Origin of the sequence: Bacillus sp. FSL K6-0923 (assembly GCF_038630825.1) — a bacterium.
Classification (GTDB): Bacteria; Bacillota; Bacilli; order Bacillales; family Bacillaceae; genus Bacillus; species Bacillus pumilus.
This window is the reverse complement of sequence record NZ_CP152044.1, coordinates 2517718-2537494: the sequence shown is the minus strand read 5'-3', so window position 1 is coordinate 2537494 and position 19777 is coordinate 2517718. Positions and strand designations below refer to the sequence as shown.

At 42.9% G+C, this 19777-nt stretch carries 19 protein-coding genes and 1 riboswitch; of the genes, 17 read left to right on the top strand and 2 right to left on the bottom strand.

Annotated elements, in window-relative coordinates; translation table 11 throughout:
* Window positions 1-24 precede the first annotated feature (24 nt).
* The 5 genes from MHI16_RS12990 to MHI16_RS12970 all read left to right on the top strand — a co-directional run bounded on the left by MHI16_RS12990 (window position 25) and on the right by MHI16_RS12970 (window position 6640).
* Complete coding sequence (locus MHI16_RS12990) at window positions 25-1002, top strand: electron transfer flavoprotein subunit alpha/FixB family protein (RefSeq protein WP_058015122.1); 978 nt, start codon at window positions 25-27, stop codon at window positions 1000-1002.
* A 75-nt stretch (window positions 1003-1077) separates the two neighbouring features.
* Window positions 1078-2556, top strand: coding sequence for an alpha-N-arabinofuranosidase (locus MHI16_RS12985; protein ID WP_342497978.1), 1479 nt, complete (start codon window positions 1078-1080; stop codon window positions 2554-2556).
* Between the two features lie 245 nt (window positions 2557-2801).
* Complete coding sequence (gene trxA / locus MHI16_RS12980) at window positions 2802-3116, top strand: thioredoxin (protein WP_007501629.1); 315 nt, start codon at window positions 2802-2804, stop codon at window positions 3114-3116.
* Window positions 3117-3255: 139 nt separating this feature from the next.
* Window positions 3256-5028 (top strand): excinuclease ABC subunit UvrC, encoded by a 1773-nt coding sequence (gene uvrC, locus MHI16_RS12975; protein ID WP_058015124.1) that lies wholly within the window; start codon window positions 3256-3258, stop codon window positions 5026-5028.
* Window positions 5029-5091: 63 nt separating this feature from the next.
* A riboswitch (Lysine riboswitch) is annotated at window positions 5092-5269 on the top strand.
* Window positions 5270-5410: 141 nt separating this feature from the next.
* Window positions 5411-6640 carry an aspartate kinase gene (locus MHI16_RS12970; protein WP_268466323.1) on the top strand — a complete coding sequence of 410 codons (1230 nt, stop codon included), beginning with the start codon at window positions 5411-5413 and terminating at the stop codon, window positions 6638-6640.
* A 144-nt stretch (window positions 6641-6784) separates the two neighbouring features.
* Here the strand turns inward: MHI16_RS12970 and MHI16_RS12965 are convergent, their stop codons facing one another.
* On the bottom strand, window positions 6785-7228 hold the full coding sequence (locus MHI16_RS12965) for a YslB family protein (protein WP_058015126.1): 444 nt from the start codon (window positions 7226-7228) through the stop codon (window positions 6785-6787).
* 280 nt (window positions 7229-7508) lie between these two features.
* Between MHI16_RS12965 and MHI16_RS12960 the strand changes: the two genes are divergently transcribed.
* From MHI16_RS12960 to MHI16_RS12940, 5 genes are all read left to right on the top strand, one after another.
* Complete coding sequence (locus MHI16_RS12960) at window positions 7509-8117, top strand: succinate dehydrogenase cytochrome b558 subunit (protein ID WP_058015127.1); 609 nt, start codon at window positions 7509-7511, stop codon at window positions 8115-8117.
* A gap of 37 nt (window positions 8118-8154) precedes the next feature.
* Window positions 8155-9915 (top strand): succinate dehydrogenase flavoprotein subunit, encoded by a 1761-nt coding sequence (gene sdhA / locus MHI16_RS12955; RefSeq protein WP_058015128.1) that lies wholly within the window; start codon window positions 8155-8157, stop codon window positions 9913-9915.
* 1 nt (window position 9916) lies between these two features.
* Window positions 9917-10681: a succinate dehydrogenase iron-sulfur subunit gene (sdhB, locus tag MHI16_RS12950; protein WP_058015129.1), complete on the top strand. Its 765-nt coding sequence runs from the start codon at window positions 9917-9919 to the stop codon at window positions 10679-10681.
* Between the two features lie 121 nt (window positions 10682-10802).
* A complete protein-coding gene (locus tag MHI16_RS12945) occupies window positions 10803-11264 on the top strand; it encodes a thioesterase family protein (protein ID WP_058015130.1) in 462 nt (153 codons plus the stop codon).
* Between the two features lie 78 nt (window positions 11265-11342).
* Window positions 11343-12062, top strand: a complete 720-nt coding sequence (locus MHI16_RS12940) for a biotin--[acetyl-CoA-carboxylase] ligase (RefSeq protein WP_058015131.1) — start codon at window positions 11343-11345, stop codon at window positions 12060-12062.
* Window positions 12063-12285: 223 nt separating this feature from the next.
* Here the strand turns inward: MHI16_RS12940 and MHI16_RS12935 are convergent, their stop codons facing one another.
* Window positions 12286-13416, bottom strand: a complete 1131-nt coding sequence (locus tag MHI16_RS12935; protein WP_058015132.1) for a PrpF domain-containing protein — start codon at window positions 13414-13416, stop codon at window positions 12286-12288.
* Window positions 13417-13550: 134 nt separating this feature from the next.
* Here MHI16_RS12935 and MHI16_RS12930 point away from each other — a divergent pair, with 134 nt between their 5' ends.
* From MHI16_RS12930 to rph, 7 genes are all read left to right on the top strand, one after another.
* Window positions 13551-14411, top strand: coding sequence for a LysR family transcriptional regulator (locus MHI16_RS12930; RefSeq protein ID WP_058015133.1), 861 nt, complete (start codon window positions 13551-13553; stop codon window positions 14409-14411).
* Between the two features lie 153 nt (window positions 14412-14564).
* The gene (locus MHI16_RS12925; RefSeq protein ID WP_058015134.1) at window positions 14565-15881 is read left to right on the top strand and encodes a citrate:proton symporter; all 1317 of its coding nucleotides are present in this window, start codon (window positions 14565-14567) and stop codon (window positions 15879-15881) included.
* A gap of 206 nt (window positions 15882-16087) precedes the next feature.
* A complete protein-coding gene (gerE, locus tag MHI16_RS12920; RefSeq protein WP_003184172.1) occupies window positions 16088-16312 on the top strand; it encodes a spore germination transcription factor GerE in 225 nt (74 codons plus the stop codon).
* Window positions 16313-16461: 149 nt separating this feature from the next.
* On the top strand, window positions 16462-16902 hold the full coding sequence (locus MHI16_RS12915; protein ID WP_003216546.1) for a MarR family transcriptional regulator: 441 nt from the start codon (window positions 16462-16464) through the stop codon (window positions 16900-16902).
* A gap of 7 nt (window positions 16903-16909) precedes the next feature.
* A complete protein-coding gene (gene racE / locus MHI16_RS12910; protein WP_012010811.1) occupies window positions 16910-17728 on the top strand; it encodes a glutamate racemase in 819 nt (272 codons plus the stop codon).
* Window positions 17729-17829: 101 nt separating this feature from the next.
* Window positions 17830-18891, top strand: a complete 1062-nt coding sequence (locus tag MHI16_RS12905; protein WP_058014503.1) for a GerMN domain-containing protein — start codon at window positions 17830-17832, stop codon at window positions 18889-18891.
* Window positions 18892-19042: 151 nt separating this feature from the next.
* Complete coding sequence (rph, locus tag MHI16_RS12900; RefSeq protein WP_058014504.1) at window positions 19043-19771, top strand: ribonuclease PH; 729 nt, start codon at window positions 19043-19045, stop codon at window positions 19769-19771.
* Window positions 19772-19777: the final 6 nt, after the last annotated feature.

The window sequence follows — 19777 nt, the reverse complement described above, 5'->3', positions numbered from 1 at the left end:
CGAGAACAAGGGGGAACTTGAAAGATGAGTAAAAAAGTTGTTGTACTTGGAGAAAGTCGTGACGGTAAATTAAGAAATGTGACATTTGAAGCTATTGCTGCCGCTCATCAAGTGGCAGATGGCGGTGAAGTCATTGGCGTGTTAATAGGGGATGACGTCAAAGACCAAGCGAATGAACTGCTTTACTATGGAGCGGATCATGTCATGATTGTGGAGCATCCGCACCTTTCATATTATACGTCAGATGGTTTTACGCAGGCACTTCAAGCCATATTAGATCAGGTTGACCCAGATGCGGTCCTCTTTGGACATACGTCTATCGGAAAAGACTTGTCGCCGAAAATAGCTGCACGCTTGCAAACTGGTCTAATTTCAGATGCGATTGATGTAAGCGTTACCGGAGAACATCTTGTTTTCACAAGACCGATTTACTCTGGAAAAGCCTTTGAAAAAGTGATTTCAACAGATCGTCTGCTTTTGGCAACCATACGCCCAAACAACGTGGCACCTCTTGAGCGGGATGCCTCACGAAGCGGAGACATTACACCGGTTTCTGTCGATATTCAGAACCTGCGAACGATCGTGAAGGAAGTCATTAAAAAAACGTCAGAAGGTGTAGATTTATCTGAAGCAAAGGTCATTGTTGCCGGGGGACGCGGGGTCAAGAGTAAGGAAGGGTTTGAACCGCTGAATGAACTCGCTGAGACGCTGGGCGCAGCAGTCGGTGCCTCGCGTGGCGCCTGTGACGCAGACTACTGTGATTATGCCCTGCAAATTGGGCAAACAGGCAAGGTCGTCACACCTGATCTCTATATTGCATGCGGGATATCAGGGGCGATTCAGCATTTAGCCGGAATGTCTAACAGTAAAGTCATTGTGGCGATTAACAAAGACCCAGAAGCCGAGATCTTCAAAATTGCCGATTACGGAATCGTCGGTGATTTGTTCGAAGTGGTACCGCTTTTGAATGAAGAGTTAAAAAAGATGAATATCCACTCGTAACGCTCATACACTCAGAATGCCTAGGTATTCTGGGTTTTTTTGTATGTAATCAATACACAAAGGAGCGGTTGACAAGTGAAGGGGACAGTAAAAGTCAATGACGTGATCGGACGTATTTCTAAACACATCTATGGACATTTTCAAGAGCATTTAGGAAGAGGGATTTATGACGGGATTTGGGTCGGAAAAGATTCTGAGATTGATCATATTGAGGGGATTCGTACCGATGTGCTAAAAGCCCTTCAAGCACTACATATTCCGGTGCTTAGGTGGCCGGGCGGCTGCTTCGCAGACGAGTATCATTGGGCAAATGGTGTTGGAGATATGAGCGAACGAAAGCCGATGGTGAACACTCATTGGGGTGGTACCGTTGAATCCAATGCATTTGGTACGCATGAGTTTATGAAATTGTGTGAGCTGCTTGAATGTGAGCCTTATATTTGCGGAAATGTGGGAAGTGGGACTGTTCAAGAATTAGCAGACTGGGTCGAGTACATCACATTTCCAAAGGGAACACCTATGTCTGATTGGCGCATTCAAAATGGAAAACAAGAACCTTGGGACCTGACCTATGTTGGTGTAGGCAACGAAAGCTGGGGATGCGGCGGGAATATGACGCCTGAATACTATGCAGATCTATATAAACGTTATCAAACGTATGTAAGAGAGTTTGCAGGTCAGACCATATACAAAATTGCATGCGGCGCCAATTCAAATGATGTGAATTGGACAAAAGTATTAATGGAGCGGGCCGCACCTTGGATGGATGGACTCAGTTTGCATTACTACACCGTACCTGGTACGTGGGAGAAGAAAGGGTCAGCGACTGAATTTGATGAAGATGAATGGTTTATCACATTGAAAAAAGCCTATGAGATGGAACGGCTTGTCGTGGATCATGGAGAGATTATGGATCGTTATGATCCAGACAAGCGAATCGGGATGATCATTGATGAATGGGGAACATGGTATGACCCAGAACCAGGTACGAATCCAGGATTTTTGTATCAGCAAAACACACTAAGAGACGCACTTGTTTGTGCCCTTCATTTTCATATCTTTCATCGTCATTGCCAGCGGATTCATATGGCGAATATTGCCCAGACGGTCAATGTGCTGCAAGCAATGGTGTTAACGAAAGACGAAAAGATGCTTCTGACGCCTACTTATCATGTGTTTCACATGTTTCAAGTGCATCAAGAGGAGGAAGCACTTGAAGTGGAATTCGTGTCAACACCTTATGAACGAAGCGGTGAAAAAATACCTCAGGTTAGTGTGTCAGCTTCGCGTTCGTCCGATAAGATGCATATTAGCTTTTGTCACCTGAATCCGCATGAACAAAACGAAGTATCCCTTGCCATTGAAGGTTTGGATGCAAAAACGAAAGTTACGGGCCGTGTGCTGACAGCAGATCGCATGAATGCGCACAACACATTTGATGATCCTCATGCTGTCCAGCCAGCAGACTTTCAGCAATTTGCTGTAAAACCGGGTGAGTTGACCATAGATCTGCCGCCAATGTCTGTGGTGATGATCACGATCGATCTGGCTTGATCGCATATTTAGATGTTTGATGAGGAGGATGTTGGGGCATCATACATTGTAAACGAAGCGGAAAGGGAGTTATTTATATGCTTAGAACGATTCTCATGATTATCGGTGCAATTGTTGTCATTGGTGCGATTGTACGGTTTGTTTTTTAATTTATTTCATAAAAAATGATTCGTAAGCATTTCATTCGCAAGTCACATTGGTAGATGCTATACTAAAAAGCATAATTTACATTGGAGGAATGAATAATGGCAATCGTAAAAGCTACTGACGCAACATTTTCACAAGAAACTGCAGAAGGTGTTGTTCTTGCGGACTTTTGGGCACCATGGTGCGGACCTTGTAAAATGATTGCTCCAGTTCTTGAAGAACTTGATCAAGAAATGGGCGATAAAATGAAAATTGTAAAAATTGATGTAGATGATAACCAAGAAACTGCTGGTAAATACGGCGTAATGAGTATCCCAACACTTCTTGTTTTAAAAGACGGTGAAGTGGTAGAAACTTCTGTTGGTTTCAAACCAAAAGAAGCACTTGCTGAGCTTGTTAACAAACATCTATAAACCTGTCTATGCCCGAGCGGCATACTCACTGAAGCGGTTCTCGTAAAGACGAGAGCCGCTTTTCTTTCAATATGGTATAAAACAAATGTTCGTGATACACTAGAAGGAGTGAAAGAGGAAAACAAGGACGGATGAAAATATGAACAAACTGATCAAAGAAAAGCTATCGGTCTTGCCAGATCAACCAGGCTGCTATTTAATGAAAGATCGACAAAATACAGTCATTTATGTGGGGAAGGCAAAGGTCTTAAAAAATAGAGTACGCTCTTATTTCACTGGATCTCATGACGCCAAAACGCAGCGTCTTGTCAGTGAAATTGAGGACTTTGAATACATTGTCACCTCTTCTAATATCGAGGCACTCATTTTAGAGCTAAATTTAATCAAAAAATACGACCCAAAATACAATGTCATGCTCAAGGATGACAAAACGTATCCTTTTATTAAAATTACGAATGAACGACATCCTAAATTGATCGTCACCCGTCATGTGAAAAAGGACAAAGGGAAATATTTCGGACCATACCCGAATGTACAGGCAGCACGTGAAACGAAAAAGCTGCTCGACCGTTTATATCCTCTCAGAAAATGTGCCACCCTCCCTGATCGCGTCTGTTTATATTATCATCTTGGACAATGTCTCGCGCCATGTGTGTATGACATTTCTGAAGAAACGAATAAGCAGCTCGTGGACGAAATCATAAGGTTTCTAAACGGAGGACATCAGCAAATCAAAAAGGAACTTACCGAAAAGATGCAGGAAGCCGCCGAACAATTAGAGTTCGAACGCGCAAAAGAATTGAGAGATCAAATCGCATATATCGACTCTACGATGGAAAAGCAGAAAATGACGATGAGCGATTTATCAGATCGAGATGTTTTTGCATATGCCTATGACAAGGGCTGGATGTGTGTCCAAGTCTTCTTCATCAGGCAAGGAAAATTGATTGAACGAGATGTCAGCCTGTTTCCTATGTATCAAGACCCTGAGGAAGAGTTTCTCACGTTTATGGGGCAATTTTATGAAAAGAACAATCACTTTCTGCCGAAGGAAATTCTGGTGCCAGATAGCGTAGATCAAGAGATGATTGAACAATTGCTTGAGACGAACGTTCATCAGCCGAAAAAAGGAAAGAAAAAGGATTTGCTTTTACTTGCCCATCAAAATGCTAAAATCGCCTTGAAAGAAAAATTTTCGCTCATTGAGCGTGATGAAGAGCGGTCCATTGGTGCAGTGAAGCAGCTTGGAGATGCGCTGAATATTTATATGCCTTACCGGATTGAGGCATTTGATAACTCGAATATTCAAGGTGCAGACCCGGTTTCTGCCATGGTCGTCTTTCAGGACGGGAAGCCGTATAAAAAGGAATACCGAAAATACAAAATTAAAACCGTCACAGGTCCAGATGATTATGCATCGATGCGTGAAGTCATTAGAAGGCGATATACCCGCGTGTTAAAGGATGAGCTTCCGCTGCCAGATTTGATTTTAATTGACGGAGGAAAGGGACAGATCAATGCAGCGATAGATGTGCTTGAAAATGAATTGAATCTGTCTGTTCCAGTAGCAGGTCTAGTAAAAGATGAAAAGCACAGGACGTCGAATCTGATGATGGGCGATACACTGGAAATTGTTGCACTGGAGCGGAATAGCCAGGCCTTCTATTTATTGCAGCGCATTCAAGATGAAGTGCACCGGTTCGCGATTAGCTTTCACCGGCAGCTGCGAGGAAAAAATGCATTTCAATCTATTTTAGACGATGTGCCAGGTATCGGAGAAAAGCGTAAAAAACAGCTTCTTAAACATTTTGGCTCTGTCAAAAAGATGAAAGAAGCCTCTATCCAAGAATTTCAGGAGGCTGGCATCCCGAAACAAACGGCCGAGCTTTTAATGGAAGCTTTAAAAAAATAGATTGTACTTTTTCCAAAAGTCTGTTAAGATTGTGACTAAATTTAATAAATGAACGTGTTGTTTGTTGAAGATAGAGGTGCGAACTTCAAGAGTAAGCCTTCAGAGATCGATGGGATCTAGGAAGAGGGCTGAAAGGGGAGCGTCGCCGAAGTGAATAAAATCCACTCATTTTATTCGCTGGCTGTACATTGAAGAAATGTAGGGCTGTCAAGAATTTATTTCTTGGAGGGCTATCTCATTGTTTGCATCGTTTGATGATGATTATAAAGCAATGGGAGATCTGTTCTCTCATTGCTTTTTTTATTTGCAGTGAGCAGGCAGTCTCCAAAGCCGCTTCTTGCCTCTTCTCTCACACGTGATCTTTTGAAAAAGGGTGGTAGACATGGGACTAATTGTACAAAAATTTGGCGGAACGTCTGTTGGATCGACAGAAAAAATTCGCAACGCTGCAGAAAGGGTCATCGCTGAACGCGAGGCCGGACATGATGTGGTTGTGGTTGTGTCGGCAATGGGTAAATCAACGGATGTTCTAGTAGACCTAGCGAAAGAACTCACAGATCATCCGAGCAAAAGAGAAATGGATATGCTGCTCGCAACTGGAGAGCAAGTGACCATTTCCTTATTAACGATGGCGCTGCAAGCAAAAGGCTATGATGCCATTTCCTTTACAGGCTGGCAGGCTGGTATGAAAACAGAGCAAGTACATGGTAACGCAAGAATCGTCGATATTGATGAAACAAGAATAAAAGACGAATTAAGTGCTGGGAAAGTGGTTGTTGTGGCTGGCTTCCAAGGAATTGCAGATGATTTGCATATCACAACGCTTGGACGCGGTGGATCAGATACAACAGCTGTGGCACTTGCTGCTGCACTAAAAGCGGATAAATGTGATATTTACACAGATGTACCAGGTGTGTTTACGACAGATCCGCGTTATGTACCGGCCGCGCGGAAACTTGCAGGTATTTCATATGATGAGATGCTAGAGCTGGCTAATTTAGGAGCTGGTGTCTTGCATCCGAGAGCTGTCGAATTTGCGAAAAATTATCAAGTCCCGCTAGAAGTCCGTTCTAGTATTGAAAATGAATCGGGTACGTTAATTGAGGAGGAATCATCCATGGAACAAAATTTAGTCGTCAGAGGCATTGCATTTGAGGATCAGATTACACGCGTGACGGTGTGCGGTCTTTCAAGCGGTCTTACCACATTGTCGACCATCTTTACGACACTTGCGAAGCAAAATATCAATGTCGATATCATCATTCAGTCTGTCACAAGCACCAATCAGACGTCGATCTCTTTCTCTGTGAAAACGGATGATTTGTCTAAAACAGTTGAAGTGTTAGAAGAATATAAAGGAGCACTCGGCTACGAACAGATCGAGACAGAAAGCAAATTAGCCAAAGTATCCATTGTTGGATCTGGTATGGTTTCAAATCCAGGCGTAGCAGCTGAAATGTTCGCTGTGTTAGCAGAAAAAGACATCCAAGTGAAAATGGTCAGTACGTCTGAAATTAAAGTCTCGACAGTGGTTGGCCGAGACGATATGGTCAAAGCAGTTGAAGCATTGCATGATGCGTTTGATTTATCAAAGGTAGCTGCGCATTCTTAAAAAGGCGGGAGGTGTATCTCATGAAAGAGTGCACCTCTTTTTTATATTCGAAACCGCCGCAAACCCATTCACTAAGTATGCTATGATAGAAGAAGGCAAACAAAAAAAGGCGTGACCTGAAGTCTGCGCCTTTCATAAAGAGAGTTAGCTTGGGTCTCTTAAATCCCATTTAACGGTTAAAATGACTTTATCAGCACGCTTTTTCACTTGTTCATAAGATTCAGCCACGTACTCGTTGAGAAGCTGGATTTGTTCAGCAATAAAACCTGCTTCCATCTGAAAGCATGGCTCCTTTTGATAGGTGAGTCGATTTGATACAAGTGGACCTTCGAGCTCAAACTCAATTTCCTGTTTTTTCGAATGGACCATCGTGAGAGTTCCCCATCCGGCATCATGGAAAAATTCGGGGATCTTCTCCCATGACTCTTGAGGAAATTTACGAGCAAGCAGCTTACCCGCAAAATACATCATAGATGAATGATCCTGACCAAGAATATCAGGCAGCAGAACTTCGCGTATCAGCTCGTAGGCAAATCCATTGACTTCAATTTCTTTTAGCTGTTCTAAGTTAGATTCGAATTTATTCATTGTACGGCTCCCCTCTTTCAACAATTTATTATAGCTTATGTGAGCATATGATGACAGAGTTTTCCCTGAAGTCTAAGAAATTCTTATTGTAGTAAAACGAATTTTGATTTAAAACTTTTAAATTTCGGAAAATTTTAATTTATGTACGCGGTTTCTTGACGCTTTTTTGACATAGGAGTAAAATGAAATTGTCAATAAATTTGAATAAAGTGCTTACAATTGAAAGAAGCGGGGGTAAGACAATTTTCAGCAATTGCACTTTTTACTAGGGGGTAAAGTAATGTCGGGGAACAAAGAATTTTTTTATCGGAGATTGCATTCTTTGCTTGGCGTCATTCCGGTCGGTCTATTTTTAATTCAGCACTTAGTGGTGAACCACTTTGCGACGAATGGACCAGAGGCGTTTAACAAAGCTGCACACTTTATGGAACAGCTTCCATTCAGATATGCACTTGAGCTGTTCGTGATTTTCTTACCACTGATCTATCATGCTGTTTATGGGGTGTACATAGCCTTTACGGCACAAAACAACACGTCTCGCTTCAGTTACTTAAGAAACTGGTTGTTCAGACTGCAAAGGATTTCAGGTATCATCACATTGATTTTTGTGACTTGGCATGTATGGGAAACACGAATTCAAGCTCAGCTTGGAGCTGAAGTGAACTATGACATGATGGCGAATATTTTAAGCTCTCCATTTATGCTAGGCTTCTATATTGTCGGCGTTTTATCTACTATTTTCCACTTTGCTAATGGCTTGTGGTCATTTGCTGTCAGCTGGGGAATTACTGTTTCACCACGCTCACAAAGAATCTCCACATATGTGACGTTAGGTATATTTATAGCGCTTTCATATGTAGGGCTAAGAGCAATTTTCGCTTTTGTTTAAGAGGAAATAGATTAGTAGAAGAGGGAGAGGGGCTACAATGAGTAATTCTAGCATCATCGTTGTCGGAGGCGGCTTAGCTGGTCTCATGGCAACTATTAAAGCAGCAGAAGCGGGAACAGCTGTTAAACTATTTTCAATCGTACCTGTAAAACGTTCGCATTCTGTATGTGCACAGGGCGGAATCAACGGAGCGGTGAATACAAAAGGTGAAGGGGATTCACCTTATGAACATTTTGATGACACGGTGTATGGCGGAGACTTCTTAGCCAACCAGCCGCCAGTAAAGGCAATGTGTGAAGCAGCGCCGTCCATTATCCATTTACTTGATCGGATGGGTGTAATGTTTAACAGAACACCAGAGGGATTATTGGACTTCCGCCGCTTCGGGGGAACACAGCACCACCGTACAGCATTTGCTGGAGCTACAACAGGTCAGCAGCTATTATATGCACTTGATGAGCAGGTTCGCCGCTATGAAGTAGCAGGACTTGTCACGAAATATGAAGGCTGGGAATTCCTTGGCGCTGTGTTAGATGACGAGGAAGTATGCCGAGGCATTGTCGCGCAGAACTTGACGACAATGGAAATTGAATCCTTCCGTTCAGATGCAGTGATCATGGCAACAGGAGGTCCTGGAATCGTGTTCGGAAAATCAACGAACTCCATGATTAACACTGGATCTGCTGCATCCATCGTCTATCAGCAAGGGGCTCATTACGCAAATGGAGAATTCATTCAAATTCACCCAACAGCGATCCCTGGAGATGACAAGCTTCGTCTCATGAGTGAATCGGCTCGTGGTGAAGGCGGACGTGTTTGGACATATAAAGACGGGAAGCCTTGGTACTTCCTGGAAGAAAAATATCCAGCATACGGAAACCTTGTACCGCGTGATATCGCTACACGTGAAATTTTCGACGTATGTGTCGAGCAAAAGCTTGGCATCAACGGAGAGAACATGGTATATCTCGATCTTTCTCATAAAGATCCAAAAGAACTTGATATTAAACTTGGCGGTATCATTGAAATCTATGAAAAATTCATGGGTGATGACCCGCGTAAGCTTCCAATGAAAATTTTCCCTGCTGTTCATTACTCAATGGGCGGATTATGGGTTGATTATGATCAAATGACGAATATCAAAGGTCTATTTGCTGCCGGAGAATGTGATTACTCTATGCACGGCGGAAACAGACTTGGAGCAAACTCACTGCTTTCTGCCATTTACGGCGGAATGGTCGCTGGACCGAATGCTGTGAAGTACATTAGCGGTCTTGAAAAGTCTGCGGAAGACCTATCTTCTGCAACATTTGACAGCGCCGTGAAGAAAGAGCAGGAGAAATGGGACAACATCCTGAGCATGGACGGAACAGAAAATGCGTACGTGCTTCATAAAGAGCTTGGAGAATGGATGACGGATAACGTCACAGTCGTTCGCTACAATGACAAACTCTTAAAAACAGATCAGAAGATCGAAGAACTAATGGAGCGCTACAAAAAGATCAACATCAATGATACAGCTTCATGGAGCAACCAAGGCGCTGCCTTCACACGTCAGCTTGACAACATGCTTCAACTGGCAAGAGTCATTACGATCGGGGCTTACAACAGGAATGAAAGCCGAGGCGCACACTATAAACCGGACTTCCCAGAGAGAAACGATGAAGAGTTCCTAAAAACAACGATGGCTACGTTCAAAGGAAAAAATCAAAAGCCAGCATTCCACTATGAGGACGTCGATGTATCGTTAATTGCACCTCGTAAACGAGATTACTCGAAGAAAAAGGTGGAGAAATAAGATGAGTGAAAAAAACACGATTCAATTCATAATCACACGTCAAGATACAGCAGATGGAAAGCCTTATGATGAAGAATTTGAAATTCCTTACCGCCCAAATATGAACGTCATTTCCGCACTCATGGAAATTAGACGGAACCCGGTCAATAAACAAGGGGAAAAAACAACGGCAATCAACTGGGATATGAACTGTCTTGAAGAGGTGTGCGGAGCTTGTTCTATGGTCATTAATGGAAAACCGCGCCAGTCATGTACAGCCTTGATTGACAAGTTAGACCAGCCGATTCGTCTTCAGCCGATGAAGACATTCCCGGTTGTGAGAGACTTGCAGGTTGATAGAAGCCGGATGTTCAATTCCTTGAAAAAAGTGAAAGCATGGGTACCGATCGATGGCACGTATGACCTTGGTCCTGGACCAAGAATGCCTGAGAAAAAACGTCAATGGGCATACGAGCTTTCGAAATGTATGACATGTGGTGTCTGCCTTGAAGCTTGTCCAAACGTGAATGATAAGTCTTCCTTTATGGGCCCTGCACCGCTTTCGCAAGTTCGTTTATTTAACGCACATCCGACAGGTGCGATGAATAAGTCTGACCGTTTAGAAGAAATTATGGGAGACGGTGGTCTTGCGAACTGCGGGAATTCCCAAAACTGTGTGCAGTCTTGTCCGAAAGGAATCCCGCTGACAACGTCAATTGCTGCACTTAACCGAGATACAACTTTACAAGCATTCCGTAACTTCTTCGGAAGCGATCACGCAGAATAACATCACATTCAGTCCTCTTTGCCAATCATGATGAGTGTTTAAGAGGCTGGATGCAACATATAAACAAACGCCTCTTCCAATACGGGAGAGGCGTTTTGTTTCCAAATAAGGAGATGATCAAGTGAGATTGCCGTCATATATTGAAGAGCCGTTTGAAGAGTGGAGGGCATCCTTTCGATTTTATGTCGAAACCACTGTTCGTTTTTCAGAAACGGATATGTTTGGCCATATGAACAATGTCACCCCTTTTGTGTATTTTGAAGAGGCGCGCATTGCCTTTTTTCAAAAAACAGGTATTGTTGATAAACGGATGAAACGTGTGAGAGAGACCATGACAGTCGTCGCTAATCTGCAATGTGATTACATCAAGCAGGTAGAGATTGGAGAGAGGCTTCGTGTGTATGTCAAGCCGGAAAAGGTAGGCTCAAGCTCACTCATTCTTCATTACTTAGGAGAAAATGAGCAGCAGGAACCATGCTTTACAGGGTCAGTCACGATGGTGCAAATTAGTAAAGATACAGGCACATCTGTCCCATTTACTGAAGAAGAAAAAAAGACATTTCAGGCGCAGCGAAATGAGTAGCATGCTGCCTTATCAACGTGCACACTTCATTTTGTTATAATAAAAGCATCATATCAAGAAGAAACAAGAGGAGAACACATGAAGATTTTTCAATATGACACCATTGATAGTACAAATAATGAAGCGAAAAGGCTCATGCAGCAAGGAGAAAAGCCCTCATTTGCTGTCTATGCACGCCAGCAGACAGCAGGAAGAGGCAGACTCGGCAGGCCATGGGAAACGCCTGTAGGGAATGTGGCGGTAACCATGACAGTCATGCCGCCAGAAGAACTCTCCACTCAATCAACGATCGCTCCGCTGACAGCACTAGCAATCTATGATGTGCTGAAACCACTCATAAGAGCGGACGATCAGCTGGCGATCAAATGGCCGAATGATATTCTCATTAATGAAGCAAAGGTATCTGGCACATTAATAGAAGCAGACCGCAGCGCCATTTATATTGGTGTCGGTATCAATGTAGAAACAAAGCCGGAGCATGTCCCGTACAAAACCATTTGCCTATCTGAACTGACAGAGGTAAAAGCCGATCAGCTTGTGAAGGACCTTGCCACGGCTTTTGAAAAATATCATACACGCTGGAAGAATGAAGGGTTTGAAGCACTCACTGCCCTCTATAACAAACGGTTATATCGACTCAACAAGCCGCTTCGCATTTCGTTAGATCGTGAAAAACAAACATGGGAAGAAGGCATTTGCAGCGGTGTTAACCGCTTTGGTCATCTTCAGCTAAAAGATGATAAAGGACAGATCAAAGCTCATTCTGCGGGAGATATTGATGCCCCGCTTCAACATTAAAAAAAGCAGACGTCTTCTCGTCTGCTTCCAGCGTGTAGACAAACCCTCGCATTCGTTGTCAGGTCTGCGCGCCGGTGCTCACGAATGTTTCATTCGCTCCGCTACTCGTCCTTCCTAGACTGCAAAGGTTTTCTATCACGCTGAAAAGAAGACAAAGGACTAAAATAAACATCATTTTAGCCCTTTGTCAACAATATCAAAGCAGACGATGTTCTCGTCTGCTTCAGGCTTCTCTTTTTATACGAGGCTGCACAATATAATCTTGTTTCGTAAAGACAACCCCGTCTAGGATTTCTCTTGCGGTTCGAATGACTTTGACTCTGTTTTGAGACACGTCAATGTCCGTTTGCATAATTCCGGCAGGATGCCCGATTCGAAGCGTATCATGTTGTCCATCAAAAAGCTGTGCAGGAAGTGTTTGTTCCATAAAACAGCTGGCTGACACACAGACAGAGCCGGTAATGGCAAGCGCTTGGTGTGGTCTTTGCATTGATAGCATGCGTACGATGATGTCCATATCGGCTGCTCGTCTCATCACTCCATTTGTATCGACATAATCAGCAGGTTCGCTAATAATCGCAAGCTTCGGAACGGCTGGTGACTGTAATGTTGCCATGTCTTTTGGCGCAAAGTGACACATTTCAGCAGCGATGGAACGAATCTCTTCTAAATCATCCAGTAATGCGTCTGAAAATTCCTCAGGCAATTCAGTTCCTTTTAAATGAAGATCCTTCGCTCGGACAAAGGCAATGGGATTTGCGATGTCAACGATCGAGATCGGAATCTCCCCGAATTTTGTCTGAATCGTATCCATGCGGTTCCCTGTCGGAAAGGTTTTACCTGTTACAGCGCCTTCAGGTTTTTCAAATGATAGATAGATGGGAGATCCTGTCCCTTTTACTCCTGGAATTTCTACATCTCCCTCAAATTTCACTTCGCCGTTTTCAACCTCAACCTCTGCTACAATGACTTTATTGGTGTTGGTATTGAGGATACGTACAGTCGTAATGGGCTCAATTGCTTGAACAAGTCCTTTAATGATGGCATATGGTCCAACCGCTGATGAGATATTCCCGCAGTTCCCTTTAAAGTCGACATATCTCTCATTGATGCTGACTTGTGCAAACGTATAGTTCACATCCACATCTGGACGTGTGGCTTTATCAATAATGGCTACTTTACTTGTTAAAGAATTACCGCCGCCGATCCCATCGACCTGCAGCCGGTCAGGACTGCCCATAATGTCTAAAAGAAATGCCTCGAGCTCATCGTGTTCATAGGGTGCATCGTTTGCTTGAATGAATACCCCTTTGCTTGTACCGCCTCGCATAATTGTGATTGGAACTTTTCTCATTGCTCTCACCCTCAATTTTTAATGAACTGTTTATCTAATCAAAATGGTAAAGTATAATAAGAAATAAGTTAAATACATTATTTTAAGAGGAATCAATAAAATTTTTTTATAACTAGGAAAAAGGAGGGCACACAATGGATGAGAAAGACTGGCGGTTTTTAAAGGTGCTCTATGAAGAAAAGAACATCACAAAAGCGGCGGAAAAATTATTTGTCTCTCAGCCTGCCTTAAGCTATCGGTTGAAGCAGCTTGAAGAGGAGTTTGATTTGAAGCTTTTCTTTAAAAGAAAACGAGGGATTGAATTTACGTCAGAAGGCGAGTACTTGGCTGCATATGCAAATGACATGCTCAAACAGCTTCAGCAAACAAAAGATGGCATGCTCAACATGCAAAAAAAGGTCAAAGGGACAATCCGGTTAGGGGTCTCAAGCAACTTTGCTCAGTATAAGCTGCCGGAAATTTTAAGAGAATTTTCTAAGCAGTATCCACATGTTCAATTCATGGTGAATACAGGCTGGAGCACGAAAGTCATGGATTTATTAGGCACATCAAGTGTCCATTTAGGGATTTTAAGAGGGGATTACGATTGGAATGGAGAGCGGTTTTTGCTTGATAAAGAGCGGCTTTGTATCATTTCAAAATCAGAAATCCAGCTAAAGGACCTCCCAAAGCTTCCGCTCATTGACTATCATACAGATAGTTCATTAAAACGATTGATTAACAGATGGTGGCAGGAAACGTTTACCATGCCTCCGCTTGTAACGATGGAGACAGACCGCCAGGATACATCAAAAGAGATGGTCAAGCACGGTTTAGGCTACGCCATTGTTCCGGAAATTTGCCTCAGACCAAGTGATGAGCTATTTGTAAAAGGTCTTTCGTATAAAGATGGCCAGCCTGTTTTAAGAGATACATGGCTTATGTATCAGCCAGACTCTCTTCATTTATCTGTTGTGAAAGCATTCATAGAGTTTTTAAGAAGCCAGCAAGGTTGATTATAAAAAAAATTTATAGAATATACGAAAAAATCAATATTTTCATTATAAAAAGAGCTATTATATCCTTGAAATAGAAAGCGCTAACATTTAGGTCGCAAGTGCAAAGGGGCGCTTGCTGACTGCGCAAAGAAGAGGATGGAGGGATATAAAGTGCTAGCTATTTTAGGACTCTTAATGGTCGTAACTTTTACATTTCTTATTATGACAAAACGTATGCATCCGGTGGTGGCATTAACCGTTGTGCCGATCATTTTTGCATTGATCGGTGGGTTTTACAGTGGATTAGGGGATATGATGCTTGATGGACTCAAAACGGTTGCACCGTCTGCTGCTTTATTATTATTTGCCATTTTATTCTTTGGTGTCATGCTGGATGCAGGGCTGTTTGATCCACTGATTAAACTCATTTTACGTATTGTGAAAGGGGATCCTGTCAAAATTGCGTTTGGGGTAGCGATTTTGTCTATGCTTGTTGCATTAGATGGGGATGGGACGACAACGTACATGATTACTGTATCAGCTTTGCTGCCACTTTTCTTAAGAATTGGGATGAACCCGCTGATTTTAGGGACGATTTCATTATTATCATTAGGCATTATGAGCGGTATGACCCCATGGGGAGGTCCTGCTACTCGTGCAATTGCTGCACTTGGCTTGGATGCAGCTGAATTTTTTATTCCATTAATTCCAACGATGGTAGCTGGCGGTCTATTCATTCTTTTTACTGCCTATGTGCTCGGGAAAAAAGAGCGGAAACGAATTGGGATCGCAGAGATTCAGTACAAAGAAGAGATTTCGATCTCCCCTGAATTGGCAGCGTCAATTGAAGATGGCGTCGAAGACATGAAAAGACCAAACCTCATTTGGGTAAACTTCTTTTTGACAATTGCGGTGATGGCGACACTTGTTTTAGATATCGTACCGATTCCAGTTCTCTTCTTAATTGGATTTGTCATCGCGCTCATGATCAACTATCCAAAGGTTGAAGATCAGCGCGAGAGAATTTTATCGCACGCAGGAAATGCCTTAACGGTTATTACTCTTGTGTTTGCAGCTGGAATTTTCACAGGAATTTTTTCGGGAACAAAAATGGTGGAGTCCATTGCTAATTTGGTCATTTACATGATTCCGGATTCCTACAGCTCATTCTTTCCACTCATTGTCGCTTTAACAAGTATGCCATTTACATTTGTTCTTTCAAATGATGCGTATTATTTCGGTGTGCTGCCAATCTTAGCTGAAGCGGGTGCAGCATACGGGATTGATCCGGTGGAGATTGCGCGCGCTTCTATTATCGGACAGCCTGTCCACTTGCTGAGCCCTCTTGTGGCTTCAACGCTCCTTCTTGTCAGTATGCTGAACAAAGATATTGGCGATTTGCAAAGGTACGCCCTGCTATGGACCGTGTTAACTGCCCTTTTTACAACATTGATCGCTTTGTTAACAGGTGCCATTTCTATCTTTTAAATACGTGTATGAAAAGGACGATGTCTCGGGTAGGAGACTCGTCCTTTTTTTGTGCGGATAAAAGCGCACAAAATGGACGCTCATATGCGGGAATTCTCGATTTTAACGTCACCTACCTCGGGCAGCCGGCATATGATATCTCGACTATACAGAATCCCATTCTATAGAGACTAGAGCTCTCACCTTAGCAAGGAGGGTTACAATACTTGAAGGAGAAAGAGTTTCAATCCAAGCCGCTATTAACCAAAAGAGAAAGAGAAGTATTCGAATTGCTCGTCCAAGATAAAACAACAAAAGAAATTGCAAGCGAGCTTTTTATTAGCGAAAAGACTGTTCGAAATCATATTTCGAATGCCATGCAAAAGCTAGGAGTCAAAGGTCGTTCACAGGCCGTAGTCGAGCTTCTGCGTATGGGTGAGCTAGAGCTCTAAAGTCAGCCGGTTTTCCTTCCACACCAGGGAGGAACCGGTTATTTCTATATGGTTTCCATGAGTCTCTTCTTGCATTTTCTCTGAAAAACGAGGAAAATAGGAATGTACGTTTTAATCAAAGTGAGATGCTATAGTGAGGTATCAATGAAATGGAAACGAATGAGTTCGACCATGTAGCAGAGATTGAGAAATCATTGCGCCATATTGCGGCAATTATTAAGCAAAAAGGCAGAGAAATCCTGAATCAATATACGATTACACCTCCTCAATTTGTAGGGCTTCAGTGGCTTTATGAATTCGGAGATATGACAATAGGTGAGCTATCACAAAAGATGTATTTGGCTTGCAGTACAACCACCGACTTAATTGATCGAATGGAAAAAAGTGAACTTGTCGAACGAGTAAAAGATCCTTCTGACCGCCGCGTGGTTCGCATTCATTTATTGCCTGAAGGCGAGCGGATCATTCAAGAAGTGATTGTTAAACGCCAAGAATACGTCAGTGAACTTCTAGGGGCTTTCTCAGAAGAAGAAGCCATCGTTTTCAATCAATCCTTAACGAAACTACAGCAGCAAATGAAAAGAAAATGAGGCGATTTTGTTGGATCAACCAATCGGCGTCATTGATTCCGGCGTCGGCGGTTTAACCGTTGCAAAGGAAATCATGAGACAACTGCCAAAAGAAAAAATCATTTACGTAGGCGATACAAAACGGTGCCCGTATGGCCCTCGGAAAGAAGAAGAGGTTCTTCAATATACTTGGGAAATGGCACACTACTTATTAAGACATCATCATATTAAAATGCTCGTCATCGCATGTAACACAGCGACGGCTATCGCACTAGATGAAATCAAAGCAACACTTGATATTCCGGTCATTGGCGTGATTCAGCCCGGTGCCCGCACAGCCATCAAGGTGACAAACAATCAGCAGATTGGTGTCATTGGTACGGCCAATACGATTAAAAGCGAGGCATACAAAGAAGCTCTGCTATCTCTAAAAGCAGGACTAGCGGTTCAAAGTCTGGCTTGTCCGCTGCTTGTCCCATTTGTGGAAAGCGGTACATTTTTAGATCAAACAGCAGATGAAGTGGTGAAAGATTCCCTTGAACCGATGAAAGAAACAGGAATTGATACACTTATTCTTGGCTGCACGCACTATCCGATTTTAAAAGAGTCGATTCAGCGCTTTATGGGCAGTGATGTGAGCATCATTTCATCAGGGGATGAGACCGCTAGGGAAGCGAGTACAATTCTTTCCTATAAAGGGCTGTTAAACACGTCTCAAGAAGCACCTGTCCATACATTTTATACAACAGGGCAGCAGCAAAATTTTGAAAACATCGCTCGTGACTGGTTTGGCTACCTGCCAGGGAAGGTCGAAACCGTATCACTCGAACACGTCTATCAGCAATAACCCGCTTCTTCTTGAGGTGGGTTATTTTTTTATGAAAAGGGTCTAATCCGCAGAGGGAGCTCGTATACATAGTAGTACAAACTACTAGAGGAGGGTGAAGTATGCTGAAAAAAGGATCTACAGCAGCTGTGACGTGTATCGCGTCAGCCATGCTTTTGTCAGGATGCGGATTGTTTCAAACAGACCAAGCGAAAACAGAGATTGACCCGCCACAAAACGTCACATATGTGAAAGATAATAAAGAAGATAAACAAACAGCGAAAGAAGGAAAAGAAGAGAAGAAGGCAGATACAGTCATGAGAGAATTATATTTAATTGATAAAAATGGGTATGTCGTCTCTCAATCCATTCCACTGCCGAAAAATGAAGGAAGTGCCAAACAAACCCTTGAATACCTCGTGGACGGAGGACCGATTTCTAACCTTATGCCAAATGGATTCCGGGCTGTTTTGCCGGCCGACACGAGCGTCTCAGTCGACATTAAAGACGGAACGGCCGTAGTGGATTTTTCAAATGAATTCAAAAACTATAAAAAAGAAGATGAACAGCGCATCCTGCAATCGGTCACTTGGACGTTAACGCAGTTTGAATCCGTCGCCAAAGTCAAATTGAAGATGAATGGACATGAACTAAAAGAAATGCCTGTGAACGGTACGCCCATCTCAGATGATTTAAGCAGAGAAGACGGTATTAATATTCAGCATGAGGCTGCCGCTGATATGACATCGACAAAGCCAGTGACGGTGTATTACTTAGCTGAATCTGATGAACAGACGTACTATGTTCCAGTGACCAAAAGAGCGCCAAAAGATGAGGATGATCAAATTACAGCAGCCATTCATGAGCTCGTCTCTGGCCCAAGCAAAAAAAGCCATTTGCTCACAGACTTTGATCATGATGTAAAGCTGAATGATATCCCGAAAGTAAAAGATGGACATGTGACACTTGATTTCAACGAATCCATTTTTGGCAGTGCAGATGAAAAGAAAAAGGTCATTTCACAAAAAGTTCTTGATAGCATTGTGCTCACATTAACCGAGCTGCCGGACGTCAAAAGCGTATCTGTCAAGGTGAACGGCAAGGCTGAGCTTGTGAACGAAAAAGGAGCAGAGCTGACAAAGCCGGTTTCACGACCAGAACAAGTGAATACAGGTAGTTTTTAACGTCACACATTGATATAATGGAGAAAAAGAGGCATGCATATTCGCTGCCTCTTTTTTATTCCAAGCGATTAGAACGAGCTGAGGTTGTCAAAGTTAGTAGGAGAACCCCGCTGGCATACGCGCGGAATGTATATTGTAACGGAGGTAAATCATGAGATTAGATGAAAGACACTATGACGAATTAAGAAAAATTGAAATAGAGGCAGGCTACATTACGCATCCAGAAGGCTCTGTCTTAATCTCAGCGGGCAATACGAAGGTGATTTGTAACGCATCCATCGAAGACCGCGTACCTCCTTTTTTAAGAGGAGAAGGAAAAGGCTGGATTACAGCAGAATATAGCATGCTTCCAAGAGCAACTGCTCAAAGAACCATTAGAGAATCATCTAAAGGAAAAGTGACAGGACGTACAATGGAAATTCAGCGATTAATTGGACGAGCACTCCGTGCAGTCGTTGACTTAGAAAAGCTTGGAGAACGCACGATTTGGATTGACTGTGATGTCATTCAAGCAGACGGCGGCACACGCACAGCATCCATTACAGGTGCTTTTGTTGCCATGACGCTTGCGATTCAAAAGCTTCGAGCAGAAGGTGTCATCAAACAAAACCCGATCACTGATTATTTAGCGGCGATATCCGTCGGAATTGATTCTCAGCAGGGTCTTCTGTTAGATTTAAATTATGAAGAAGATTCTTCAGCTGAAGTAGATATGAATGTCATCATGACAGGCGCTGGACGCTTTGTTGAACTTCAAGGGACAGGCGAAGAAGCGACATTCTCAAGAGAGCAGCTAAACGGACTGCTTGATTTAGCCGAAAAGGGCATTAAAGAATTAATTGAAAAGCAAAAAGCAGTGACAGGAGAAGTCATCGAATAAAAAGAA